At 71.0% G+C, this 23,515-nt stretch carries 23 protein-coding genes; 7 read left to right on the top strand and 16 right to left on the bottom strand.

The genetic code is table 11. From position 1 onward, the window contains the following. Positions 1 to 58: 58 nt before the first annotated feature. Both AB1046_RS22745 and AB1046_RS22740 read left to right on the top strand, forming a co-directional pair. The gene (locus tag AB1046_RS22745; RefSeq protein WP_369371552.1) at positions 59 to 1,315 is read left to right on the top strand and encodes a sulfotransferase; all 1,257 of its coding nucleotides are present in this window, start codon (positions 59 to 61) and stop codon (positions 1,313 to 1,315) included. A gap of 29 nt (positions 1,316 to 1,344) precedes the next feature. After that, the gene (locus AB1046_RS22740; protein WP_369371551.1) at positions 1,345 to 1,728 is read left to right on the top strand and encodes a DUF3054 domain-containing protein; all 384 of its coding nucleotides are present in this window, start codon (positions 1,345 to 1,347) and stop codon (positions 1,726 to 1,728) included. Here the strand turns inward: AB1046_RS22740 and rdgB are convergent. Together rdgB and rph are read right to left on the bottom strand one after the other, a co-directional pair. Next, a complete protein-coding gene (gene rdgB / locus AB1046_RS22735) occupies positions 1,725 to 2,363 on the bottom strand; it encodes an RdgB/HAM1 family non-canonical purine NTP pyrophosphatase (RefSeq protein ID WP_369371550.1) in 639 nt (212 codons plus the stop codon). The genes AB1046_RS22740 and rdgB overlap by 4 nt on opposite strands. Beyond that, positions 2,360 to 3,115 (bottom strand): ribonuclease PH, encoded by a 756-nt coding sequence (gene rph / locus AB1046_RS22730; RefSeq protein WP_369371549.1) that lies wholly within the window; start codon positions 3,113 to 3,115, stop codon positions 2,360 to 2,362. Before rph ends, rdgB begins: the two co-directional genes overlap by 4 nt. A gap of 145 nt (positions 3,116 to 3,260) precedes the next feature. Here rph and murI point away from each other — a divergent pair, with 145 nt between their 5' ends. Both murI and AB1046_RS22720 read left to right on the top strand, forming a co-directional pair. Next, on the top strand, positions 3,261 to 4,064 hold the full coding sequence (murI, locus tag AB1046_RS22725; RefSeq protein WP_369371548.1) for a glutamate racemase: 804 nt from the start codon (positions 3,261 to 3,263) through the stop codon (positions 4,062 to 4,064). Beyond that, positions 4,064 to 4,891 carry an MBL fold metallo-hydrolase gene (locus tag AB1046_RS22720; RefSeq protein ID WP_369371547.1) on the top strand — a complete coding sequence of 276 codons (828 nt, stop codon included), beginning with the start codon at positions 4,064 to 4,066 and terminating at the stop codon, positions 4,889 to 4,891. Before murI ends, AB1046_RS22720 begins: the two co-directional genes overlap by 1 nt. Before the next feature lie 3 nt (positions 4,892 to 4,894). Here AB1046_RS22720 and AB1046_RS22715 read toward each other — a convergent pair whose 3' ends face one another. From AB1046_RS22715 to AB1046_RS22695, 5 genes are all read right to left on the bottom strand, one after another. Continuing rightward, positions 4,895 to 5,653 (bottom strand): DUF2017 family protein, encoded by a 759-nt coding sequence (locus AB1046_RS22715; RefSeq protein WP_369371546.1) that lies wholly within the window; start codon positions 5,651 to 5,653, stop codon positions 4,895 to 4,897. Beyond that, on the bottom strand, positions 5,650 to 5,958 hold the full coding sequence (gene clpS / locus AB1046_RS22710) for an ATP-dependent Clp protease adapter ClpS (RefSeq protein WP_369375817.1): 309 nt from the start codon (positions 5,956 to 5,958) through the stop codon (positions 5,650 to 5,652). The genes AB1046_RS22715 and clpS overlap by 4 nt, the downstream gene beginning before the upstream one ends. A 117-nt stretch (positions 5,959 to 6,075) precedes the next feature. Next, positions 6,076 to 7,524 carry a nicotinate phosphoribosyltransferase gene (locus AB1046_RS22705; RefSeq protein WP_369371545.1) on the bottom strand — a complete coding sequence of 483 codons (1,449 nt, stop codon included), beginning with the start codon at positions 7,522 to 7,524 and terminating at the stop codon, positions 6,076 to 6,078. A gap of 91 nt (positions 7,525 to 7,615) precedes the next feature. Then, entirely contained in the window at positions 7,616 to 9,421 is a 1,806-nt protein-coding gene (locus AB1046_RS22700; RefSeq protein WP_369371544.1) for a DEAD/DEAH box helicase, read from the bottom strand. Beyond that, positions 9,418 to 9,720 (bottom strand): DUF3039 domain-containing protein, encoded by a 303-nt coding sequence (locus AB1046_RS22695; protein WP_369371543.1) that lies wholly within the window; start codon positions 9,718 to 9,720, stop codon positions 9,418 to 9,420. The genes AB1046_RS22700 and AB1046_RS22695 overlap by 4 nt, the downstream gene beginning before the upstream one ends. A 290-nt stretch (positions 9,721 to 10,010) precedes the next feature. Between AB1046_RS22695 and AB1046_RS22690 the strand changes: the two genes are divergently transcribed. Beyond that, positions 10,011 to 10,769: a C39 family peptidase gene (locus AB1046_RS22690; RefSeq protein WP_369371542.1), complete on the top strand. Its 759-nt coding sequence runs from the start codon at positions 10,011 to 10,013 to the stop codon at positions 10,767 to 10,769. Further along, the gene (locus AB1046_RS22685) at positions 10,766 to 12,028 is read left to right on the top strand and encodes a hypothetical protein (RefSeq protein WP_369371541.1); all 1,263 of its coding nucleotides are present in this window, start codon (positions 10,766 to 10,768) and stop codon (positions 12,026 to 12,028) included. Before AB1046_RS22690 ends, AB1046_RS22685 begins: the two co-directional genes overlap by 4 nt. Positions 12,029 to 12,057: 29 nt before the next feature. Here the strand turns inward: AB1046_RS22685 and nagB are convergent, their stop codons facing one another. The 6 genes from nagB to AB1046_RS22655 all read right to left on the bottom strand — a co-directional run bounded on the left by nagB (position 12,058) and on the right by AB1046_RS22655 (position 18,306). Beyond that, a complete protein-coding gene (nagB, locus tag AB1046_RS22680; protein WP_369371540.1) occupies positions 12,058 to 12,837 on the bottom strand; it encodes a glucosamine-6-phosphate deaminase in 780 nt (259 codons plus the stop codon). Beyond that, on the bottom strand, positions 12,837 to 13,796 hold the full coding sequence (locus AB1046_RS22675; protein WP_369371539.1) for an ROK family protein: 960 nt from the start codon (positions 13,794 to 13,796) through the stop codon (positions 12,837 to 12,839). The genes nagB and AB1046_RS22675 overlap by 1 nt, the downstream gene beginning before the upstream one ends. Beyond that, entirely contained in the window at positions 13,796 to 14,650 is an 855-nt protein-coding gene (locus AB1046_RS22670; protein WP_369371538.1) for a carbohydrate ABC transporter permease, read from the bottom strand. The genes AB1046_RS22675 and AB1046_RS22670 overlap by 1 nt, the downstream gene beginning before the upstream one ends. Then, positions 14,647 to 15,594: a carbohydrate ABC transporter permease gene (locus tag AB1046_RS22665; protein ID WP_369371537.1), complete on the bottom strand. Its 948-nt coding sequence runs from the start codon at positions 15,592 to 15,594 to the stop codon at positions 14,647 to 14,649. The genes AB1046_RS22670 and AB1046_RS22665 overlap by 4 nt, the downstream gene beginning before the upstream one ends. A 137-nt stretch (positions 15,595 to 15,731) precedes the next feature. Continuing rightward, positions 15,732 to 17,024 (bottom strand): extracellular solute-binding protein, encoded by a 1,293-nt coding sequence (locus AB1046_RS22660; RefSeq protein ID WP_369371536.1) that lies wholly within the window; start codon positions 17,022 to 17,024, stop codon positions 15,732 to 15,734. Positions 17,025 to 17,127: 103 nt separating this feature from the next. Then, a complete protein-coding gene (locus AB1046_RS22655; RefSeq protein WP_369371535.1) occupies positions 17,128 to 18,306 on the bottom strand; it encodes an ROK family protein in 1,179 nt (392 codons plus the stop codon). 448 nt (positions 18,307 to 18,754) lie between these two features. On the opposite strand from AB1046_RS22655, the gene AB1046_RS22650 reads away from it, so the two are divergent. After that, positions 18,755 to 19,585: a DUF4349 domain-containing protein gene (locus tag AB1046_RS22650; RefSeq protein ID WP_369371534.1), complete on the top strand. Its 831-nt coding sequence runs from the start codon at positions 18,755 to 18,757 to the stop codon at positions 19,583 to 19,585. Positions 19,586 to 19,594: 9 nt separating this feature from the next. Here the strand turns inward: AB1046_RS22650 and AB1046_RS22645 are convergent, their stop codons facing one another. The 3 genes from AB1046_RS22645 to AB1046_RS22635 form a co-directional block, all read right to left on the bottom strand. Next, the gene (locus tag AB1046_RS22645) at positions 19,595 to 19,999 is read right to left on the bottom strand and encodes a RidA family protein (protein ID WP_369371533.1); all 405 of its coding nucleotides are present in this window, start codon (positions 19,997 to 19,999) and stop codon (positions 19,595 to 19,597) included. Positions 20,000 to 20,068: 69 nt separating this feature from the next. After that, positions 20,069 to 21,319, bottom strand: a complete 1,251-nt coding sequence (locus AB1046_RS22640; RefSeq protein WP_369375815.1) for an alanine racemase — start codon at positions 21,317 to 21,319, stop codon at positions 20,069 to 20,071. 120 nt (positions 21,320 to 21,439) lie between these two features. Then, positions 21,440 to 23,434: a beta-N-acetylhexosaminidase gene (locus AB1046_RS22635; protein WP_369371532.1), complete on the bottom strand. Its 1,995-nt coding sequence runs from the start codon at positions 23,432 to 23,434 to the stop codon at positions 21,440 to 21,442. Between the last annotated feature and the right edge of the window lie 81 nt (positions 23,435 to 23,515).

Genomic DNA, 23,515 nt, shown 5'->3' with positions numbered 1-23,515 from the left:
ACCTGGACGACCGCTTACGTCAGAATAGGGTGAAATACCCGCTTTCACCTGGAGTAACGTGCCCCCGACCGCCCCCGCAACCCCACCCGCGCTGCTCCTGACCAACCTGCTCCTGACTCCCGGAACCCGGACCCGCCGGGACCCCGACGCGGTGTTCGACCGGATGATCGCGCGCGCCTCCCGCGATCGGGCGCCGCTGAGTGCCGAGGACGCGGCAGACCTGGACCACCTCCGGCTGGCTCTGCGCGCCTTCGCCGACTTTCCCGGGCTGAGCCCGCTCGGCTGGGCGGCGGGACAGGCGCTGGTGGAGGGCCGCATCCGGAACCGAGTGGTGGTGCGTGACCTGCACGCCCGGCACCCGGAGCTCGCGGACGAACCGGTGGACGCACCGATCTTTGTGGTCGGCCTGCCTCGCACGGGCACCACGTTCGCCTACAACATCCTGGCCCGATCACCCGGCCACCGGGGGCCGAAGCTCTGGGAGATGACGTATCCCGGCCTCGCCGTCGACGGCCGCACCGAGGCCGCGCTGATTCGGCGCACCCGGCGGCGGTTCGCCATGACGTCGGCACTCAGCTCCACGTGGGACACCATCCACCCGATGTACGCGGAGGCCGAGGAGGAGGACACGTTCCTCCGGACGCACTCGGAGATGCACGCGGCCGGGGTGCCCATGCCGGACTATCTCAAGCTCCTGGAGACCTTCGACCAGCGGCCGGACTACCGGTTCCTGCGTGCCGCGCTCCAGGTCCTGTCCTACGGCCGGCCCGCCCGGCGCTGGGTGCTCAAGCACCCGGCGAACCTCTTCCACATGACGGCGATCCACGACGTGTTCCCCGACGCCCGGTTCGTGTGGACCCATCGCGATCCTGAGACGGCGCTGGCCTCGCTGTGCTCCCTGGCCGAGTCGGCGCAGCGCATCCACCGCTACCCGGACGCCGTGGATCTTGCCCAGGCCGGTCGCGACTGGCTGGAGATCATGTCCCAGGGGGTCTCCCGGGCGCTCGCCCAGCGCGCCGAGCTGGGGCCCGGCGCCGTCGTCGACCTGCCGTACAGCCGGCTCACCGGAGAGCCGGGCACGGCGCTGCCGGAGCTGTTCGAGCGGCTCGGCGCGGGGTGGAGCGCCCCCGACGACGCGAACCTGGCCCAGGAGCGGGAGGCGCCGAAGCAGCGGCCGCGGCACCAGTACACCCTTGAGCGGTACGGGCTGGAGCCGGACCAGGTGCAGGCGGCGTTCGGGGACTACGTGCAGCTGTTCCCCGACCTGTCGAAGCAGAGCCGGCGCCCCGCGCCCGGTGGTCCCGGCAACGCGTAGGGGTCCCGGCAGCGCCTAGGGTTGGGCCTGTGAGCAACGCTCGAGTTCCGATCTGGCCCGCGGCCGTGGCCGACGCCGTCGCTGTCCTCGCCTTCACCTTCATCGGCATCGCGTCGCACGACGGGTCGCTGATCGCCGCGTTCGGCCGCGTGGTGTGGCCGTTCGCGTTGGCCGCCGCGATCGGCTGGGCCTGGACCCGCGCGTGGCACGACCCGACCCGCATCTGGCCGACGGGCGTGCTGATCTGGTTCACCACCGTGTTCGTCGGCCTGGTGCTGCGCGCCGTGAGCGGGCAGGGTCTGGCGTGGTCGTTCGCCCTGGTCACGGCAATCTTCCTGGCGATCACCATGCTGGGCTGGCGCGCCCTGGTCACCGCGTTGCGGCGGGCCCAGGCGGCGAACGCCGAGAGCTAGCCGCCCAGCACCTCGAGGATCACCGGGGCCAGGGCGCGGAAGGCCTTGCCGCGGTGCGAGATCGCGTTCTTCTCGTCCGGGTCCAGCTCCGCGGCGGTCCGACGGCGGTCGGTCGCCCCGAGCCGCGGGTCCTCGTCCGGGACCAGGATCGGGTCGTAGCCGAACCCGTTTGTCCCCCGCGGAGCGGTCTCCAGCACGCCCCGCATCTCGCCGAGGCGCACCTCCTCGCGGCCGTCGGGCGCGACCAGCGCCGCGGCACACACAAAACCGGCCTGGCGGTGCTCGGGCCGCACGTCCCCCAGCTGGCCGAGCAGCAGCTCCAGGTTCGCGACGTCGTCCCCGTGCTTGCCGGCCCAGCGCGCCGAGAAGATGCCGGGCGCGCCGCCCAGCACGTCCACGGCCAGCCCGGAGTCGTCGGCGACGGCGGGCAGCCCGGTCGCCGCGCACACCGCGCGCGCCTTGATGAGCGCGTTCTCGGCGAACGTCACGCCGTCCTCGACGGGCTCGGGTGCGCCGACCTCACCCGAGGTGACCAGGCCGCCGTCGGGCAGAACCAGGCCCGACGCCGCGAGGATCGCCCGCAGCTCGCCCACCTTCTTGGTGTTGTGCGTCGCGAGGACGATCCGTGCCGTCACGCGAGCTCCCGCGCGAGCGCGTCCTGCTGGATCTTGGCCAGCTCGGCAGTGCCGCCCACCGCGAGGTCGAGCAGCGCGTCGAGCTCGGCGCGGTCGAACGGCGCGTGCTCGGCGGTGCCCTGCACCTCGATGAACTTGCCGGCGCCCGTGACCACCACGTTCATGTCGGTCTCGGCGCGCACGTCCTCCACGTAGGGCAGGTCGAGCATCGGGGTGCCGTCGATGATGCCTACCGACACCGCGGAGACGGAGTCGGAGAGCACCTGCTTGCCGCCCTTGACGTGCCCGTGCCGGCGGCCCCAGGCGATCGCGTCGACGAGCGCCACGTAGGCGCCGGTGATCGCGGCGGTGCGGGTGCCGCCGTCGGCCTGGAGCACGTCGCAGTCCAGCACTATGGAGTTCTCGCCCAGTGCGCTCATGTCGACGACGGCGCGCAGCGACCGGCCGATCAGGCGGGAGATCTCGTGCGTGCGGCCGCCGATCTTGCCCTTCACGGACTCCCGCTGGCTGCGCTCGTTCGTGGCGCGCGGCAGCATCGCGTACTCGGCGGTGACCCAGCCCTCACCGGACCCCTTGCGCCAGCGCGGCACACCCTCGGTGAACGACGCCACGCACAGCACGCGGGTGCGCCCGAACTCCACGAGCACCGATCCCTCGGCCTCGTCGAGCCATCCCCGGGTGATCTGCACGGGGCGGAGCTGGTCGGTGGCGCGCCCGTCGGCGCGGACGATCTTGTCGGTGCTGGAGGTCATGCGACCAGCCTAGGCGGTCACACCCACAGCCCGGATGTGCCGGAGTTCGAGGACGGTCCTGACCTGGCCGAACGTGGTGCGCGTCACGCGTCGCACGGCTCATGGGTCACAGTGCGGACACGCACTCGTCGATAGGCTTCACCCCGTGAACGACGCGCCCATCGGCATCTTCGACTCCGGCCTCGGCGGCCTCACGGTCGCGCGCGCCATCCTGGACCAGCTGCCCAACGAGCAGGTCCGGTACCTCGGCGACACCGTGAACAGCCCGTATGGCCCCAAGCCGATCGCCGCCGTGCGTGCCATGGCGCTGGACGCCATGGACCGGCTCGTGGCCGACGGCGTGAAGATGCTGGTCATCGCGTGCAACACGGCGTCGTCGGCGATGATGCGCGACGCCCGCGAGCGGTACACCCAGCGGCACGGCATCCCCGTGGTCGAGGTCATCCTGCCCGCGGCCCGGGCAGCGGTGACCGCCACGCGGACCGGGCGGATCGGCGTGATCGGCACGCGCACCACCATCCAGTCGCGCGCGTACGACGACGCCTTCCACGTCACCCCCGGCCTGACGATCACGAGCCAGGCCTGCCCCGAGTTCGTGCGCTTCGTCGAGGAGGGCCGCACCTCCGGGCCCGAGGTGCAGAAGTTCGCGCACGAGTACCTCGACCCGGTCCGGGCGGCCGGCGTCGACACGCTCGTGCTGGGCTGCACGCACTACCCGCTGCTCGCGGGGGCCATCTCCTACGTGATGGGCGAGGACGTGACGCTGGTGTCCAGCGCCGACGAGACCGCCAAGGACGTGTACCGCACCCTCGTCGAGCACGACCTGGAGCGCACGCCCGACGTCGGCACCCCCGTGCACCGCTTCCTGACCACCGGTGACCCTGCCCCGTTCGGTCAGCTCGCCAGCCGGTTCCTCGGCCCTGAGGTGTCTCTTGTGGAGGCCGTCTGATGCGCCTGGTCCCGCTCGGCGTCTCCGGCTCGTTCCCGGGGCCCGCGACACCCGCGTCGTCGTACCTGGTGCGGGTCCCGGCCGCGGAGGCGGCCGCCGCCGGCCACGAGGCGCGCGACTGGAACGTGCTGCTCGACCTCGGTAACGGCGCCTTCGGCGCCCTGCAGCACTACATGGACCCGATGGCGCTCGACGCCGTCTCGATCTCGCACCTGCACCCCGACCACTGCGCCGACCTGTCGGGCCTGTACGTCTACCTGCGCTACCACCCCGTGCACGGTTCGCTGCGCGCCGGCCACAAGCGCTCCCCCCTGCCCATCTACGGCCCGACGACGGCCGAGCGGCACGTCGCGCTCTCGTACGGGCTGAGCGAGGGCGAGTCCATGGCGCACGACTTCGACTTCCGCCCCTGGGCGGAGCACGAGCTGGTCCAGATCGGCCCGCTGACCATCGAGCCGCACCGGGTGTTCCACCCGGTCGAGACGTACGGGGTGCGGGTCACGGGCCCGTCGTCATCGGGCGGGACGGCGACGCTGGCCTACACCGGCGACACCGACGCCTGCGCCTCCGTGGTCGAGCTGGCGCGCGACGTCGACCTGCTGCTCAGCGAGGCGGCGTTCCTGGAGGGGCGGGACGACGTCGTCGAGCGGGGCATCCATCTCACCGGCCGCCGCGCCGGGCAGCTCGCTACCGACGCGGGCGCCCGCCGCCTGCTGCTCACGCACCTGCCGGTGTGGAACGACCCCGCGGAATCCCTGGCCGAGGCGCGCGCGACCTATGCGGGCCCGGTGGACGTGGCCGTGCCGGGCACGGTCTACGACGTCTGACGACTACATAGCGGTGGGTGGGCGCCGCCCACGCAGCTCGGCGAGCATCACGTCCATCAGGGTCTCCTGGGCGTAGCCGGCAGCGACGAACACCCCGGACCAGAACCGCCGGGCGGCGCGGCCGTCGGTCGCCACGGGGATCTCGCGGCCGGCCTGCCGGTCCCACATGATCTCGTCGGTGAGGTGCATGACCTGGTCGTCCGTCTTCAGACCGAGCCGCTCGGCGATCACCAGCCGCACGTCGGTGAGCGCCCCGGCGAACTGCTCGGCGTCCTCGCGCGGCACCCGCACCGGAGGCGGCGCCCCGTGCCGGCCCAGCGGCGACGGCGCGTCGTCCCCCGTCGGCAGGTCGAGCAGCGCGGCGAACGCCTCGAGCCGGTCCACCTTCGTTCTCGCCACGTCGTTCTGCGTCAGCCGGCGGAACTCGTCGGCCATCTCCGAGTCGTCCTTGCTCGCGTCGGGCAGGAGCCGCCGAGCCGCGGGGTCCGTCGGGACACGACCGACGCCGGTCACCCCCGTGAGCCGGGCCAGGTCGGCGTCGGTCAGCTCGTCCGGAGCGAGCAGGCCGTTGGCCCACGCCTGCCCCTTGCCCGGACCGGTGTGCGCTGCCATGCCCGGTTCGCCGCCGTCGTCGAACAGGTCCAGCCCCGCCTCCTCGCGGAGCATGTCCGAGACGTCGCGCGCCACCCGGGCCAGGACGATCCGCTCTACCGGCTCGAACCTGGCCTCGTAACCCCGCCGCATGGCGCGGAACGGTGTCATGCGGCTCCCCGCGCGCCAGATTCCTGCAGCGTCGCCCACAGACCGAACCCATGCATCGCCTGCACGTCCACCTCCATGCGCTCGCGTCCGCCCGTGGACACGACTGCGCGACCGTTCTTGTGCACCTGTGTCATGAGCCGTTCTGCCTTCACCCGCGGGTACCCAAAGTAGCTCTCGAAGACGTACGTCACGTACGACATCAAGTTCACCGGATCGTTCCAGACGATCGTCACCCACGGGTCCGCGACCCCCGCGAGGATGTCCGTCTCGGTGTCCTCCTCGACGGCCGTCCCGGCTGACCCCATGGGCTTGAGCAGCGGCGGAGGGGAAGAAGTCACAGGTCTCACTCTAGGCGGTTTCGTCCCTCCGCTGGACACCCCTGTCCAAGATTTTCGCGAAGTTGTCGCCTGGCTGTGACCTCGTCAGTCGAGCAGGCTGTCCAGCCGGAGGTCCACCGTGGGGATCGCCGGCTCCCCGCCGGACAGACGGCGCGCGGCGCGCGGCAGCTCGGCGCGCACCATGCCGTGGTTGATCGCCGCATTCGCCACGCCGTACGGGCCCACCCAGCGCGAGTCGACGGCGCCGTCGACCACCAGTGGGGCGAGCAGCGGACGCAGGTCGTCGCTCTGCGGCGTCCACTCGGCGACCGCCGCGTCCGGGCCGGTCACCATGATCTCCTCCACGGCGTGCCCGTCCCTGCCGTAACGCCGGGCGGCGGCCTTGCGCCCGCCCACCGACGTCTTGTTCGGCGACGCCTTCGCGACCGGCTGCAGCACACCCGATGCATCGGCGCGGGCCACCAGCTTGTAGACCATGCCGCAGGTCGGCGCGCCCGAACCGGTCACTACGGAGGTACCCACGCCGTAGACGTCCACCGGCGCGGCGGCCAGCGACGCGATCGCGTACTCGTCGAGGTCCGACGTGACCACGATCTTGGTCTCCCGGGCGCCGAGATCGTCGAGCTGGCGCCGCACCTCCTGCGCCAGGCCACCGAGGTCACCGGAGTCGAGGCGCACGGCACCCAGCCCGGTCCCCGCCACCTCGACGGCAGTCGCCACGCCCTTCCTGACGTCGTACGTGTCGACCAGCAGCGTTGTACCCGGGCCCAGGGACGCTACCTGCGAGGCGAAGGCGTCCCGCTCCGTGTCGTGCAGCAGCGTGAAGGAGTGCGCGGCGGTGCCGATGGTGTCCAGCCCGTAACGCATCCCGGCCTCGAGGTTCGACGTGCCGGCGAAGCCGCCGATCACGGCCGCCCGGGCCGCCGCCACGGCGGCCTGCTCGCTCGCCCGGCGCGAACCCATCTCCAGCACGGGCCGCCCACCGGCCGCGCTCGTCATGCGCGACGCCGCCGACGCGACCGCCGAGTCGTAGTTCAGGATCGACAGGACCAGCGTCTCCAGCAGCACCGCCTCCGCGAACGTCCCCTCGACCTGGAGCACGGGCGACCCCGGGAAGAACACCTCGCCCTCGACGTAACCCTGGATGGTCCCCGTGAACCGGTAGCTCGCGAGGTAGTCCAGAGTCCTGCGGTCCACCACACCGTTCTGCTCGAGGAACGCCAGCTCGGCGTCCTCGAAGACAAAATGTGGCAGCGCTTCCAGAACGCGACCCGTCCCCGCCAGGACGCCGTAGCGGCGGCCCGCGGGCAGACGTCGGGTGAACACCTCGAACACGCAGTGGCGGTGTGCCGTACCGTCCGCGAGCGCCGCCTGGAGCATGGTCAGCTCATAGCGGTCGGTCAGGAGCGCAACCGACGGCCGCACCGCCGGGAGGGGTGCTGCAGGGAGCGGCCGCGGTTCATCGACACCATTGTCGAACGCAGGCCACGAGTCTGTGAGCGAGGCGCCGATGCCCCGAAGCTCGTCGGTCATGCACTCACGGTAGGCCAGAGACCTGTACCGGGCGGTGTGAACAGGCCGTTGGAGCCGTCTTGTCTCAGCATGCGGATCGTGGCGCTCGCCACTACTTCTGCCCGACGAACCAGCGCCGGACCTGGGCCACGCGCGTCTCGAGCTGGTCGGCCGTGGCCAGCGGCACCTCTGGCCCGCCGCACTTGCGGCGCAGCTCGGCGTGGACCATGCCGTGCGGCTGCCCGCTGCGCTTGGCCCATGCGGAGACGAGCTTGGACAGCTCTTTGCGCAGCTCCGCCGCACGGCGGTGCTCCTGCTCGGACCGCTCTACCTCGACCTCGCGGGACGTCGGCGCTCCCCCGCGGGCCTTGAGATGGTCCGCTTGGCGCTGGCGCAGCAGCGTGGCCACCTGGTCCGGCTCCAGGAGTCCCGGCAGGCCGAGGAAGTCCTGTTCCTCCGCGGAACCGAGGTCGGCGCTCGTGCCGAACTCGCCGCCGTCGAACAGCACCCGGTCGAACGATGCCTGGGCGTCCAGCGCCTGGAACGAGCCCAGCAGCTCGCCGGACGCCTTCTCCTCCTTGTTCGCCTCCGCGACCAGCGCGGCCTCGGGGTCGTACTCGATGCCCTGCTCCTCGGCCGTGCGCGGCCGGTCGAGCGCGTGGTCGCGCTCCTGCTCCATGGAGCCCGCGAGGTTCAGCAGCGGCGCGACGCTCGGCAGGAAGATCGACGCCGTCTCGCCGCGCTTGCGGGCGCGCACGAACCGGCCCACGGCCTGCGCGAAGTACAGCGGCGTGGAGGCGCTCGTGGCGTACACACCGACCGCGAGGCGCGGCACGTCCACCCCCTCCGACACCATGCGCACCGCGACCATCCAGCGGTCCTCGCTCTGCGCGAACTCCTCGATGCGCCCGGACGCGCCCTCGTCGTCGGACAGGACGACGGTGGGGCGCTTGCCCGTGATCTCGTGCAGGTGCTTGGCGTAGGCGCGCGCGTTGTCCTGGTCGGTCGCGATGACCAGGCCGCCGGCGTCGGGCACCGTGCGGCGCACCTCGGCGAGGCGCTTGTCCGCGGCCGAGAGCACCGACGGGATCCACTGCCCCTCCGGGTCCAGCGCCGTGCGCCACGCCTGCGCGGTGAGGTCCTTGGTCATGGCCTCGCCGAGGCGGGCGCTGACCTCGTCGCCCATCTTGGTGCGCCAGCGCATGTCGCCCGCGTAGGACATGAACAGCACGGGGCGCACCACGTGGTCGCGCAGAGCTTCGCCGTAGCCGTAGGTGTAGTCCGCCTTGGACCGGCGGATGCCCTCGGCGTCAGCCTCGTACTGGACGAACGGGATCGCGGACGTGTCGCTGCGGAACGGGGTACCGGTGAGCGCCAGCCGGCGGTCCGCACCCTCGAAGGCCTCGCGGACGGCTTCACCCCAGCTCAGTGCGTCACCACCGTGGTGCACCTCGTCCAGGATCACGAGGGTGGGCGCCGCCTCCGTGCGGGCACGGTGCAGCGCCGGCTTGGCCGCTACCTGCGCGTAGGTGAGCGCGACGCCGTCGTAGTGCGTGCCGTGCCGGCCCTGCGAGTTCTTGAAGTGCGGGTCGATGCGGATGCCGACCCGCGCCGCGGCGTCGGCCCACTGGGTCTTCAGGTGCTCGGTGGGCGCCACGACGGTGACGCGCCGGACCACCCCTTGTTCGAGAAGCTCGGTGGCGATCCGGAGCGCGAACGTCGTCTTGCCCGCGCCGGGGGTGGCGACGGCCAGGAAGTCCCGCGGGTTCTGCTCGCGGTACTGCTCCAGGGCCTCCGCCTGCCAGGCGCGCAGACTCGACGCCGTACCCCAGGGGGCGCGGCGCGGAAAGGCAGGGCTGAGCGACGAAGCGGCCGCAGACGACGGTGTGTGGGGCAGCTGCTGCGGCTGGCTCGTCACTTCTTGGAGTCGCCCTCGCCGCCGTCCTGCGGGTCACGAAGACCCTCGTAGATCTCCTTGCACCGGGGACACACCGGGAACTTGCCCGGATCCCGCCCCGGTACCCAGACCTTGCCGCAGAGCGCGATCACGGGCTTGCCGCTCAGAGCGGACTGCATGATCTTCTCCTTGCGCACATAGTGCGCGAAGCGCTCGTGGTCTCCGGGCTGTGTCTCTTCCCGGGTCTCCTCGCGCTCGAGGACGCTCGTGCCGCCCTGCGTACTGGGCTCGCCCTGCGGGTTGGAGAGTGGTTCGGTCATGGTGGGTAAGTCTACGCGGGACCACCGACACGCACTCCAGCCGTGCGGCGGTGTCGGTTACCGCGGATGCCCGACTTTAGGAGCGTCAGACTGAGGAACGGCCTAACGTCACTCTGGCCGCAGAGGGACGAGGATCACCCCAGAGACCTGACCGCTGCAGTCGATGGTGAGCACAGATGGAAACGATGATGCGAACAAACACGTACGCGAGACGCTCGGCCATAACTCTTGCGGCCGTCCTGGTCTTGGGGCTTGGTAGCGCGCCTGTCGCATCCGCTGACGATGCCCTGGTGCGAGACGCTCTTGACGTCACGGCATCCGAAGACCGGATCCCGCTCAGCGACCCTGCCGCGCAGGAGCAGGTCGCCCACGCGCTGATCACCGCCGCTTCGCTCCCCGGGCTCACTGCCTCGGAGAAATTGCAGATCGAGGCCGAGCTCGCGAAGCTCAGCAAGGTGAACCCAGCACTGGCGAGCTCCACTCGTGCTGCCCTCAGCAGCCCGTACGCGCTGTCGGCCGTGTCCGCTGTGCCTGACACGCTGCTGCTGCCCACCGTCCACCAGGCCCAGGCGAAGTCGTACTGGTGCGGTCCGGCGACGGCGTCGATGATCGTCAAGTACAAGGGGAAGACGCACACCCAGACGACCATGGCGCGGGTGGAGTACCTGAAGACCGAGGAGAACGGCGCGACGACCTGGGCCAGCGGACTCATGACCGTGGGCCTGAACAAGGCGTTGGCCACCGCGCAGTACCAGCAGGTGCAGGCCCCGAGCGCCACGACGCTCAAGGGAGCCATGGTGGATTCCTTGAACGCCCTCTATCCCGTGGCGCTGGACACCGTCGAGTTCGCCGGCGGACAGCACTACAACGGTCACCCGGTGGACCGGACGATCGGCCACTGGATCGTTGGTAACGGCTACAGCAACGCCGGTTCGACACTGCAGTTCATGGACCCGGCGACAAGCTACTACCCGGACGCCGAACCCACCTTCGCCCTCAGCACGACCGGCATGGCCGTCTACCTCCAGTCCAACGGGATCGCCTGGTGAGAAGTCAGGATCTCCGGTCGCGCGCCGCCGGTTCCGTGGCTCTGGCCATGGTCCTGGCGGCGTGCGCCGCATGCTCCTGGTCACCACCGCCCGACCCGAGCTCTGCGTCGATCGCCCCGCAGGCCGTCCTGACCGGCGACCAGGAACCGATCGACTTCACGCAGATCGAGAACCCTCGCGAAGCGACCGCCGACGACTACTCGGTGGTGGGCACGATCTCCCCGTCCGAGCCCGGTGAGATCTACAACGTGCTGGCCATCGACGACGAGGGCCGTGCACTCGTAGACCACACCAGCGAGTCCGCGTACGACCCCGAGACCAACGGGATGAAAGAACCTGGCATCATCGAGCTGTGGCGTGATGGCGGGTTCACCGAGCTGGGAGACACCACGGCTCTGGTGGAAGGAGACAGGCCCCGTCAGTCGTACGGGGGCGAGCTGACCGACACGGACGCCGTCTGGGTAGAGACCGAGAGCGCCGACCTCGCCGTCTCCGACTGGCGGATCTTCCGTCGAGACCTGCACGGCGATGGAAGTCCCGAGCTGGTTGCGACGTCCGAGAAGGTCGCCGGGCAGGACAACCTTCCGATCGTCGCGGGAGACTCCCGACCGGTGATCTCCAACGACCGGATCTATTGGAAGACGGCCTACCGCCGCGACGACGAGTCCTACCGCACCAGGCTGGTGTCAGTAGGGCTCGGGCAGACAGAGGTCCGCGACGAGCTTGATCTGACCGGCGACCCGCAACCGGTGGACCAGGGTGTTGTCGTATTCCGCATGACCGACGAGACCACCGAAGGAACGGACTCGCCGGAACAGACCCAGGACCCGCGCGGCATTGCCGGTGTCACGCTATTGCGCCCGGACGGGTCAAAGCAGGAGCTGGTCTCGTTCTCGTCGGACACGAACGACAACTGGTTCCCGTCGAACCTGGCCGGTTCCGGGGCGCACTACGCCTTCGTGCTGGACGGCGCGGTCCACGTGCTGTCAGCAGACGCGGACCTGGCCGTTCGGATCCCCACCGACGAGGATCTTGTTGTCAGCGAGCTCAGCGTGTGCGACGGACGAGTCGTCTGGGCGCTGAGGGACCAGGCCTCGACCGCGGTCCGGCGCATGGTGTACAACATCGCATCCGGCCAGCTGGCCTCGGTCGAGACGCCGAACAGCTTCGGCGGGACGTACTGCGGCGGCGACTACGTCGCCTGGGGCCAGTCGGGCGCGGACGGACGCAACGAGACCGTGATCACGCGCTGGAGCTAGCGCCGCGGGTCAGGTCGCCGCGGGTCAGGTCAGAGGCCCTGCCAGTCCGGCTTGTCGGCGTAGGTCTGGCGGTAGTAGTCGCCGAGCTGGAGGCGGGATGCCGCCGCGTCGTCGACCAGGACCGTGGCGTGCGGGTGCATCTGCATGATGGTGGCCGGCCACATCGCGGAGATCGGGCCCTCCACGAGCTGGTGCACCGCCTCGGCCTTCGCCCGGCCGGAGGCAAGCAGCACCAGGTGCCGCGCCGACATGATCGTGGCCAGGCCCTGCGTGAGGCAGTGCCGCGGCACGTCGTCGACGGACCCGCCGAAGAACCGTGCGTTGTCCTCGCGGGTCTGCTTCGTCAGGGTCTTGATCCTCGTCCGGGAGGCGAGGGAGGAGCCGGGCTCGTTGAACGCGATGTGCCCGTCGGTCCCGATGCCCAGCAGCTGCAGGTCCACGCCCCCGGCGTCGGCGATCGCCTGCTCGTAGGCGGCGCAGGCCGCCGGCAGGTCCTCGGCGAGCCCGTCCGGGCCCTGGACCGCGCCCGGGGCGAGATCGACGCGCGCGGCGAACTCCTTCTCGATCACGTTGCGGTACCGCTCAGGGTGGTCGGCGGACAGGCCCACGTACTCGTCGAGCATGAACGCCCGGGCATGCGCGAACGAGAGCCCGTCCTTGTGCCGACGGGCCAGCTCGTCGTACACGGCCAGCGGCGAGGACCCGGTGGCCAGACCCAGCACCGTCTCGGGTTCGGCACGCAGCAGTCCTTCGACGGCGTCTGCCGCCAGCCGGGCCAGCTCGTCGGCCGGCGCGATCACTACCTCCATCAGCTTCTCCTCCCGAGGACAGCGGCTCCCACGGCCGCGACCGGAACGTGGGTCGGCGCAAGCCTTACCCGGTCCGCCAGCTTGAGCGACCCGAGGAACTGCGACACCTTGGCCTGCTCGCGCAGTGCGTCCTGCACGGCGTCCAGCAGCTCCGTGCCGAGCTGCGCGACGCCGCCCCCGAGCACCACGTGCCGCACGTCGGTGGTCAGCACCAGCAGCCGCACGGCCGAGGCGGTCGCGTCGGCGAACCGGTCCTTGACCGCTATCGCTTCCTCGTCGCCCGCCCGAGCCGCCTCGAACAGCTCGACCGGCGCCGGCTTGCCGTGCCGCGACGGCCAGGCCGCCTCCAACGCCTTGCCCGAGGCGAACCGCTCCAGGCAGCCGCGCTGCCCGCACGGGCACTCCGGCCCGAGCGGGTCCACGGGAACGTGCCCGATCTCGCCCGCTGCGCCGCTCGCGCCGCGGCGCAGCTGCCCGTCCAGGACCAGGCCGGACGCCAGGCCCGTGCCGAGCGCGAGGAACGCAAGGTCCTCGTGCTCACGGGCCCCGCTCGCCTGGTCGTCCGACCGTTCCAGCACGTGCGCGGCGCCGACGGCGGCCACGTTGAGGTCGTTCTCGACCACCACGGGCACACCGCCCAGCTCAGCGGACAGCAGGTCGGCGAGCGGGAGCTCGTCGTCGTGCACACCGAGGTTGACCGCGTGCTTCACCGTGCCGGAACGGTGGTCGACGATGCCGGGGATCCCCAGCCCTACGCCGGCCACGGCCGTGAGGGCCACCCCGCCGGACTCGGCGACGTCGCGCACCGCCTGCGCCGCACCCGCGACAAGCCCATCGGCGCCGTGCACCGTGGACCGGCGCACCGTGGCGACCACCTCGCCCGCCGGGTCGAGTAGCGCGCCAAGGATCTTGGTGCCGCCGATGTCGAGGCCGACCGTGTACTCGCTCTTGTTAACCATCAGCCCTTCACCGCGCCGGAGACCAGACCACCGGTCATCCGACCCTGGACGATCAGGAAGAAGATCACCACGGGGATCGCAATAAGAACCGCCGCCGCCATAACCGCACCCCAGTTCGTAGCCTGTGTGGCCTGCACGAACGTACGCAGCCACAGCGGCAGCGTCATCGCGTCAGGCCGTTGCATGATCACCAGCGCCATGACGAACTCGTTCCACGCCTGGATGAAGGCGAACACGCCCGTGGCCACCAGGCCCGGGGCGAGCAGCGGGAACGTGATGCGCCAGAACGCGCTGGACCGAGAACACCCGTCGATCATCGCCGCCTCCTCCAGCTCCTTGGGTACACCGTTCACAAATCCGCGCAGCGTCCAGATCGTGAACGGGAGCACGCCGACGATGTTCACGAGCGTCAGGCCGATGATCGTGTTGAGCAGGAGCCAGCCGTCGATGATCCGGAACAGCGAGATGATCATCGCCTCTCCGGGGATCATCTGGACCACCAGGATCATCAGGATGAAGGTGCGGCGGCCCTTGAAGTTGAACCGGGTCAGAGCGAGCGCCGCGGCAAAACCCACGACCAGGGCGATGACCACGGTCAGGAACGTGACCCCGATGGAGTTGACGACGGCCGGCGGGAACGGCGCCCGCTCCTCGCCGAACATCGCCGCGCGGTAGTTGTTCAGCGTGAACACGTCCGGCGTCGGGAAGAACGACAGGTTCTCGCCGCGGATCCGGTTGTTCGGCAGGAACGACGTGTTGACCATCCAGTACACGGGGAAGGCCGAGAACACGAAGACGATGATGGCCAGGAAACCGAACCCGGTGTCGGCAAGACGCTTGCGGATCTTGATCACTGGACTTCCTCCCGCAGCGTGCGCCGCACATAGGGGAACGAGATGGCCAGCATGATGATCAGGAAGACGACGCCGATCGCGCTCGCCACCCCGTAGTGCCCCTGGGCCATACCCACCTGGTAGATGTAGACGCCGATGGTGCTGGTCAGCTCACGGTTGCCGCCGATGTCCTGCAGGATGAACACCTGCGTGAAGAGCTTCAGGTCCCAGATCATCGACAGCACCACGAGCACCGTGATGATGCCGCGGATGTACGGCACCTGGATGAGCCGGAGGCGCTGGAACGCGCTCGCGCCGTCGAGCTGCGCGGCCTCCATGACCTCCTCCGGGATCTGCGTGAGGCCCGCGTACAGCGTGAAGGCGACGAACGGCACGGCGCCCCACACGACGATGCAGGTCAGGATCAGGAAGAACGCCCACGGGTTGATCAGCCAGGAGTAGCCGAACCAGCGGTCCCCGGTGATCGCGGTGAGCAGGTTGTTGACCACGCCGTACTGCGTGTCGAAGACCCAGCCCCAGACGGTGGTCGCGGCCAGCGACGGCATGGCCCACGCCAGCAGCAGGCCGACGGACATCAGCAGCCGCATGCCCTTTCCGACGCGGATCATGAGCAGCGCCACGAGCATGCCGATCACCATCGTCACGACCACGAGGACGACCATGAGCACGAGGCTGCGGGCCAGCACGGCCCAGAAGCCCTCGACGTCGGTCAGGATCGCCGCGTAGTTGTCGAACCCGACCCACTCGGCGGGCTGGCCCATGAGCTGGGCGCGCTCGTACTCCTGGAACGACATGACGACCAGGCGGAGCAGGGGGTAGCCGGTGAGCACACCGAGGATGACCATCGTGGCCGAGAGCAGGAGCCAGGGCACGTAGGACGGCCGGCGCCGCTGCCGGGTCTCTTGGCGCGGTGGCGCCGGTGGATCAAGAAGTGTGGTGCTCATGTCCTGTCTTCCTCGGAGGCGGCCGGAGCCCCTCCCCTGGAAGAGCGGCCGCGAGCATCAGGCGGGCAGTGGTGTCCCGTCCCGCCCGGGTTGTCTGGGTCACCGGGCGGGACGGGATGTCTTGCGCTGACCTCAGGTCAGCCGTTGAGGATCTCTTCGATGTCCGTGTCGAGCTGCTCGGCCACGGCCTGCACGTCCTCGCCGGAGGCGATCTTCGTGAAGGCGGTCTGCAGCAGCATCTGGGACTCGACGTCGGCCCAGTTCGGCGACGCCGGGGTGAGCCTGGCGTTGGCGGCGGCCTCAGCAGCGGCCACACCGATCGACGTGGACTGGTCCACCGCTTCGAACAGCGAGGTCTTGGCCGGGAACAGGCCAGCACCCGCGAGGATGGTCTGGTACTCGTCGCTGAGCATGATCTCGTAGGCGCTCAGCGCGAGGTCCGGACGGGCCGAGTTCTGCGCGATGGCGAGGTTCGAGCCGCCGGCGAACACCTGGGCCGCGCCGCCGTCCTTGCCCGGCAGGGCGATGGCCTGGAGGTCCGAGCCGTACGTCGAGGCGCAGCCCGGCACACCCTCGGGGTCCTCGGGCTCCTCGGGAGCGTTGATGGACCACTGGATCCAGCTCGGCGCGGAGAGGAACCCGACAGCACCCTCGCAGAACGGGACCTGAAGGTCCGTCTCGTTGGCGTCGGCCGGGGCGTTGTTACCCTCGGTCATGATGGTCTGGATCTGCTCCAGGCCCGCGATGCCGCCCTCGGAGGAGAAGCCGGCCTCCCACGTGCCGTCCTCGGCCTGCTCGGCGATGAAGCCGCCGTTCTCCCAGATGAAGGGCAGGGCGTTGTACCAGTCCTGGCCGGGCCAGTAGACGCCGGACAAGTCGTCTGTCCGCAGGTCGACGGCGGTCTCGACGTACTCGTCCAGCGTGGTCGGCACCGGGGTGTCGCCGAGGACCTGCTCGGAGTAGAAGACGACGCGCGAGCCCGAGTAGTAGGGCAGGGCGTAGTGCGCGCCCTCCCAGTCGCCGGCCTCGACGAAGCCGGGGATCAGGTCGGAGCCGCCCAGGGACTCGAACTCGTCCGCGGTGATCTCGCGGAAGTAGCCCGCCGAGGTGAACGCGGCGGCCTGCGTGTTGCCGATCTCGACCACGTCGGGGGAGTCCGAGCCGGACAGCGCCGTCGTGTACTTGTCGACGAGGCCCTCCCAGGCCTGCTCCTCGATGACGAGGGTGCTGCCGGGGTTCTCCTCCTCGAAGGTCTGCGTCAGGTAGTCGCGGGCCTCTACGGGCGTGTCGGAGCCGACGATCCAGACCCGGACCTCGCCGGGTCCGGTCTCCTCGGCGGCGGGGGTGCCGCCTGCGTTACCGCACGCGCTGAGCGCGAGGGTCAGGGTGATCGCCGACGCCGCAGCGCCGACGAGACGGTTCTTGTTCACTTGGGGTTCCTCCCGGGAAGCGACAATGCGTCGCAGGCCTGATGAAAGTCGGTGCATGGTGAACTCGATGAGCTGCCTACCGCCGACACGTGCGCATTGATGCTCACGAGACCCCCAGCTGGGCGGAAAGCACGAGAACGGCGGCGCCCGCCAGCACCACGTCCTCGTCGAGCGCGGCCATCCGCAGCTGCAGGCCAGAGTTGATGGCCGGCATGGTGCGCTGTCGGATGGTGTCCAGCGCAGCCTCGCGAAGGGGGCCGTCGAGCAGGTCGCGCGGACCGCTCAGCAGCACCTCCGTAAGGTTGAGCGCGCTGACGACCGGGGCGAGCGTGACACCCAGCACCCGGCCTGCCGACGCCAGTGCGGCGTCGGAATCTTGGCTGTTCTTGCCAGCGACCGCGCGCCGCAGCGCCGGCACGGACAGGACGGTCTCGAGGCAGCCGCGGCGCCCGCAAGCACAGTCCTCGGCCTGCCGTCCCGAGCCGGTCGAGGAGTCGTCGACCACGGTGACGTGGCCGATCTCGCCCGCGGCATCGGCGTGACCGTGCAGCCGCACGCCGTCGGCCACCACGCCGGCGCCCACACCCGCGCCGATGGTGACCACGAGCATCGCGGAGCTGGCGCCCCCGTAGGTGAACTCGCCGAGCGCCGCCGTGTTGGCGTCGTTCGCGACGTGCACGGGCAGGCCCATGCGCTCGCCCAGGATCTCGGCCAGCGGGACGTCGTACCAGCCACGGTTAGGCGCCTCGACGACCCGGCCGTACAGGTCGATGATGCCGGGCGAGCCCACGCCGACGCCGATCACCGGGTGGTTCGCCGCGGCCACGAGCCGGCGGACGAAGCGGGTCAACAGGTCCACCAGCTCGTCGCCCGTGCGCCCGTCGATGTCGAGCTGCCGACGCACCACTATCTCGCCCGTGAGGCTCAGGACCGCGCCGCGCATGCGGCCGTGCTCCGTGAGGTCCACCGCCACGATCTGGTAGGCGTCAGTGCGCAGGCCAACCAGGATCGCGGGCTTGCCGACGCGCTGGCCGGGACGCGTGCCGAGCTCCTCGACCAGGCCCTCGGTGATGAGCACCGAGACCAGGTCCGAGATCGTGACGCGGGTGAGCGAGGTGGCTCGTGCGAGGTCGGCCCGGGAGGTGGGCCCCTCGTGGAAAAGGTGCTGCAGCACCAGGGACCGGTTGTGCGCCCTGGCGTGCTCGGGGAGCACCTTGGACGTCGCGCGCAGCCGTGCGCCGAGCTCTCGCCCGGTACCGCTGCGTCCTGTCGCCGTCGCCATGTTTGTTAGTAGACCTCCTTAACAGAGATGTTGTCCATTGCCGGGTATGACCCGTAACAAGACTGTTACGTGGGTCACGTTGCCCCGCGCTCGGACGCTCTCTGCTCGATGTATCCGGATTACTTCACGTGCCTGACGAATCCGAGCCTGCCCCACCTCGGCCCGCCGAGCACGGCGTGACCGTAGCGTGATCAAAAACCGCGCAAAACCCAAGAAAAAACCGGTCACGGGGGCTACAAGTTCACAAAGGGATCACGGTTCTCGGGTGAGGTGAGTTCCTGCCCCGTGCGCCTCCTACTCTCATCCCATGAAGCGCAACCGGTCAGCCAGGGGGGACGTGGGCCCGCCCGCGAGCCGACTTGTCCAAGCCCTCCTGGCGACGGTCGTCGGGGCGACCCTCGTCGTCGCCCTCGCGGCATGTTCGGGAGACGGCGCGGGCGGTGCTGATATGGCCGCCGACGGCGGGGCTGAGCGCAGCGAGGCCGTCGCACCGGGGTACGCGGACGAGGGCGCCGCCGACGCCGCGGGCGCCGTTGGCCTCCCCGAGGCTCCGGAAGAGGCGGTGGACCGCGAGCTCATCACCACCGGCAGCGCGACGCTCGCGGTGGCAGACCCGTTCGATGCCGCGGAGCAGATCGCCCGCCTCGTGGAGGAGGCCGGCGGCCGCGTCGAGGCACGCGACGAGCTCGCTGCCACCGACAACGAGCCGGGCAGCGCGTCGATGACGCTCCGCATCCCCGCCGACCGGGTGTCGGCCACGCTCGACGCCCTCGACCAGCTCGGTGAGATGCGTAACCGCCACGTCGAGACGGTGGACGTCACCGGCACCGCGCAGGACCTCGACGCGCGCATCGCGGCGCTGCGCACCTCGACCGACCGGCTGCGCGAGCTCATGGCCGACGCCGACCAGACCTCCGACCTCATCGAGATCGAGGCGGAGCTCTCCACCCGTCAGGCCGAGCTGGACTCCCGGGTCGCGGAGCGGAACCGGCTCTCGGACGAGGTGGCGATGTCCACCCTGCACGTCGAGATCGTTGCGGAAGGTACCCCTGCGGCCCAGGCGCAGCCCGGCGGGTTCCTCGGCGGCCTGACCGCGGGGTGGAGCGCGCTGGTCAGCACGTTCAACGTGATAGTCCTCGTGCTCGGCGCGATCATCCCGTGGCTCGCGGTGGCCGGCCTGGTGCTGCTCGCGGTGATCGGCGTCCGCAGGCAGATCGCCAAGGCCCGTCCCGGCGGGCCGACGTCGCCCGCCGAGCCGGAGCCGGCCCCCGCCGACTGACCCGCCCGGTCAGTCGGTGATGGCGAGGGCGTCGATCTCCACCAGCATCTCCTCGCGCGGCAGGCCCACCATCACGGTGGTCCGGCTGGGCAGCACGCCGCCCGGGCAGTGCTTCGTCACGAACTCGCCGTAGGCCTCGTTCATGGCTCCGAAGTCCTCGCGCTTGGTGAGGTAGACCCGCAGCATCACGACGTCGTCGAACGTCGCGCCGCCGGCCTCCACGATGGCTCGCACGTTCTCAAGCGTGCGGGTGGTCTGCGCGGCGACGTCGCCCGCGTGCACGTACTCCCCCGTCGCCGGGTCCACGGGGCCCTGCCCCGACACCTGGACGAACGGCCCCTTGCGCACGCCCTGGTGGAACGTGTGCGCGGGCGCGGGGGCGTCCGGGGTCGAGAGGGCGGTCTTCGCGGTCATCGGGTTCTCCTTGCTCGGATGGTGCTCTGGACCTGGTGCTCTGCATCGAAAGCCGGGTCGGGAGCTCTGTCAGAAGTCGAGGGTGATCTGCTCGACGACGTCGTCGCCGCGGGTCACCAGGGCGGTCCGGTACTTGTCCAGCGTGGTGCAGGGGTGCGAGATCCCGAACCCGATCACGTCACCGGGCTCGATCGCGCTGTCGACGCCGGATTCGATGGTGGGGCCGACGGCGGGGTCGACCCCCGGGTCGATCGAGAGGTAGGCGTGCTGGTCGTTGAGCGCGGTCACGCGCACGCCGGCCAGGTCGCGGCCCTCGCCCAGGCGCCCGGCGTCGTCGGGGGAGCGCAGCACGAGCGGCGTCGGCAGGTCGATGTCGAACGACACGTCCCGGCGGCCCAGGCCGCAGATGACCAGCCCGGGCTCGGGCGCGGAGAGCACCGAGGCCCAGACCGTGATGGCCGGGCGCAGCGGCCCGACACCCATCCGCGTCCACGGGTCGGCGTGCAGGTAGTGGCCGTGATCGTGCGTCACGTACGCGCCGGACCGCAGCATGACCCGGGTCGGCACGCTGTTGCCGGCCGCGTCCCGGACCGGGAGAGCGAGGTGCCCGGTCACGACGTCGGCGAAGGCGCTGCCACCCGCGCTCAGCACCACGGGGCCGTCGACGAGGCCCGCGATCTGGGCACCCACCTCCCGCAGCCCGTCGCACCACCGCCCGACGGCGGCCAGCTCCTCCTCGCTGGTGCCGCCCGCCACCGGCCCCTCGTAACCGGCGACACCGACCAGCCGAAGGCCGGCGTTGGGCACCTGGCCGGCGAGCGCTACGGCGTCGGGCACGGTGCGTACGCCCGTGCGGCCGCCGGGGACGCCGAGCTCGACGAGCACGCCGAGCCGCGCGGCGGTCTCCGGCGCGGCGCCCGCGAAACCGTCCGCGAGCAGGTCCACACCCCGCGCGGAGTCGACGTACACCCAGACCTCGTCGGCGGTACCGTCCGAGAGTGCGGTGCGGAGCCACGCGATCTCGCGCGGGTCCACCAGCTCGTTCGCGAGGAACACGCGGCGACCTGCGCCCGGGACGCCCCAGCCGAGCGCCGCCCGGAGCTGCGCGGGCGTAGCCACGGTGGCGCCCCACGCTCCGGCCACCGCCTGCCGCTCCCAGATCGCGCGGGACATGTGCGTCTTCACGTGCGGCGCGTGCTCCACGCCTGCGGCGGCGAAGGCGCCGGCCACTGTCGCGATGTTGTGGTCCAGCGCGGACTCGTCGAGCGTCAGCAGCGGCCAGGAGTAGGCGGAGTCGTCAATATGCAGCACAAGCCCCATCTTGCCGTGCGACCTGGGCAACGGACGACTTCGTCTCTTGCCGGGCTCGGGGCCGCCGGAATCGGGCCGCCGCGCCCGGGCCCGCTCTGGCCTGCCGTCCGACCCGGCCCCTGTCAGGCCCTACGTTCCCAGGCGGGGATCCGGGAGGTTCTCCGCGACATCGTCCGCCCCGTCGGGCTCACCGCCGTCGGGCCCTACATCCCTCGGCGAGGATCCGGGGAGGTTCTCCGCACCGCCGTCCTCCCGCCAGCCGCCGATCCCGGCCCAGCCCCCGACGGCGGTCTCCGCCGCCAGGTCGCGCGGGTAGCCCTGGACGCCGGGGCGGGTCTGCCACGGGTGCGGCCCGGAGAGCGGTCGGTACTCGACGCCGTACGCGTCCAGCCGCGGCAGGTGGCGCCGCTCCAGCCGGTCCAGGAACTCCTTGGACGCCGCCGAGCCTGGCTCCCGGCCTGCCGGAGGTGACCAGACGACCTCGGCGAAAGCAGCGAGCCGGGGAAAGGCGGCGTAGTCGATGCGCCGCGCGCTGTCGAGGTGCTCGGTCCAGACCTCGGCCTGGGCTCCAAGCAGCCGCCCGGGCCGTCTTTGAGTGCCGGCTATCTGTGGGGTCGAGGCCTGCCGGCCTGCACTCAACGACTGGACGGCGGGCGGGAAGGGGTCGAAGGAGTAGACGTCCTCGATCGTGCGGAGGAAGCCGACCGGGATCGGTTCCGCCGGGTGCTCCCCCGCGCGGTGGTCCAGGTAGACGGCCTGCTCGGGTGCCATGACGACGTCGTGCCCGGCCGCCAGCGCCGCGGCACCCTGGGCGTAACCGCGCCAGGACGTCACGATGACGTCGCGCGGCAGCCCGGGCGAGACTGCCTCGTCCCAGACGACGGCGCGACGCCCGGCGGCGGACACGTGCTCCGCCAGGCGGGCGATGAACCAGCCGTGCAGCTGCGCGGCGTCGGGGGCGCCGTCGGGCCCGAACAGGCCCAGGTCCTTGGCACGTTCGACGATGGCGGGCGACTCACGCCAGAGAGTGGGCGGCACCTCGTCGCCGCCGAGGCCGATGTACGGCGATTCGAAGACCTCCAGCACCTCGTCCAGCACGTGCCGGAAGAAGGCGAGCGAACCCTCGGACGGGTCCAGCACGTCCTGGCTGATGCCCCAGGTGGTGCGGACGCCGCTGCGGTCCTTGCGCGTGCCGAGCTCCGGGTAGGCGGCGACGGCGGCCTCGACGTGGCCGGGCACGTCGATCTCCGGGACCACCGTCACACCCCGGTCGCGGGCGTAGGCGACGATCTCGCGCAGGTCGTCCTGCGTGTAGAAGCCGCCGTGCGGGCGGCCGTCCTTCGATCCGGTGCGCCAGGTGCCGACCGTGGACTCGCGGCGCCAAGCACCGGTGCGCGTCAGCTCCGGGTAGCGGTGGACCTGCACCCGCCAGCCCTGGTCGTCGGTGAGGTGCAGCTGCAGCACGTTCAGCCGGTGGGCAGCGGCCAGGTCGATGAACCGCAGCACGTCGTGCTTGGGCAGGAAATGGCGGGCGACATCGAGCAGCACACCGCGCCAGGTGAAGCGGGGGTGGTCCTCGATGTGTATCTCGGGAAGCATGAGCTGGGGCGGGGCGTCGCCCGTGTGAGGCCCAGCCGTAGGCGCGCGGCGGTAGGCCGCTGGTCCGGCGAGCTGACGCAGGGTCTGGGCAGCGGCGTGCGCGCCGGCGAGATCGGCGGCTTCGATACGCACGGCTCCCGGCGCGATGCCGGCCGGTGCCTTGCCGGCCGGTGCCTTGCCAGCCGGTGCCTTGCCAGCCGGTGCCTTGCCAGCCGGTGCCTTGCCGGCCGGTGCCTTGCCGGCCGCGAGCCTGGCATCCGCCACGTCGACAGGCTCAGGACGGGGCGCCACCGCGCGCACTTCGAGCCGGTAGCCCCCGGCGGGCAGGTCGGTCGCGAGCGCGAAGACGACGGTGGCCGGGCTCACCCCGGTCGCCGTAGGCACCAGGTCGACACCGAAGGCCTCCTCGGTGACCCGGCGCCACCAGCGCGCAGCGGGGCGCAGGGCCGGGTCGGTCACGACTCGCGCGCCGTCCAGGAGCAGCACCGGGCCGCCCGACACCTGCGTCGACACAGGCTCGGGCACGAGGCCAGGATCTCCGGGGCCGTGCACGGCGTCACCCTAGCGCGCCGTCGCGCCGACAGGGCGGGCACGCCGATGCGCCAC

This window comes from Promicromonospora sp. Populi (genome assembly GCF_041081105.1).
Classification (GTDB): Bacteria; Actinomycetota; Actinomycetes; order Actinomycetales; family Cellulomonadaceae; genus Promicromonospora.
This window is presented reverse-complemented; position numbering and strand designations above follow the sequence as displayed.

Bases quoted from the DNA above. Each gene is read 5' to 3' on its own strand.
- rph (WP_369371549.1), bottom strand. From the start codon at position 3,115: ATGACCTCCAGCACCGACAAGATCGTCCGCGCCGACGGGCGCGCCACC.
- AB1046_RS22720 (WP_369371547.1), top strand. From the start codon at position 4,064: ATGCGCCTGGTCCCGCTCGGCGTCTCCGGCTCGTTCCCGGGGCCCGCG.
- AB1046_RS22715 (WP_369371546.1), bottom strand. From the start codon at position 5,653: ATGACACCGTTCCGCGCCATGCGGCGGGGTTACGAGGCCAGGTTCGAG.
- clpS (WP_369375817.1), bottom strand. From the start codon at position 5,958: ATGGGGTCAGCCGGGACGGCCGTCGAGGAGGACACCGAGACGGACATC.
- AB1046_RS22705 (WP_369371545.1), bottom strand. From the start codon at position 7,524: ATGACCGACGAGCTTCGGGGCATCGGCGCCTCGCTCACAGACTCGTGG.
- AB1046_RS22695 (WP_369371543.1), bottom strand. From the start codon at position 9,720: ATGACCGAACCACTCTCCAACCCGCAGGGCGAGCCCAGTACGCAGGGC.
- nagB (WP_369371540.1), bottom strand. From the start codon at position 12,837: ATGGAGGTAGTGATCGCGCCGGCCGACGAGCTGGCCCGGCTGGCGGCA.
- AB1046_RS22675 (WP_369371539.1), bottom strand. From the start codon at position 13,796: ATGGTTAACAAGAGCGAGTACACGGTCGGCCTCGACATCGGCGGCACC.
- AB1046_RS22665 (WP_369371537.1), bottom strand. From the start codon at position 15,594: ATGAGCACCACACTTCTTGATCCACCGGCGCCACCGCGCCAAGAGACC.
- AB1046_RS22655 (WP_369371535.1), bottom strand. From the start codon at position 18,306: ATGGCGACGGCGACAGGACGCAGCGGTACCGGGCGAGAGCTCGGCGCA.
- AB1046_RS22650 (WP_369371534.1), top strand. From the start codon at position 18,755: ATGGCCGCCGACGGCGGGGCTGAGCGCAGCGAGGCCGTCGCACCGGGG.
- AB1046_RS22645 (WP_369371533.1), bottom strand. From the start codon at position 19,999: ATGACCGCGAAGACCGCCCTCTCGACCCCGGACGCCCCCGCGCCCGCG.
- AB1046_RS22640 (WP_369375815.1), bottom strand. From the start codon at position 21,319: ATGGGGCTTGTGCTGCATATTGACGACTCCGCCTACTCCTGGCCGCTG.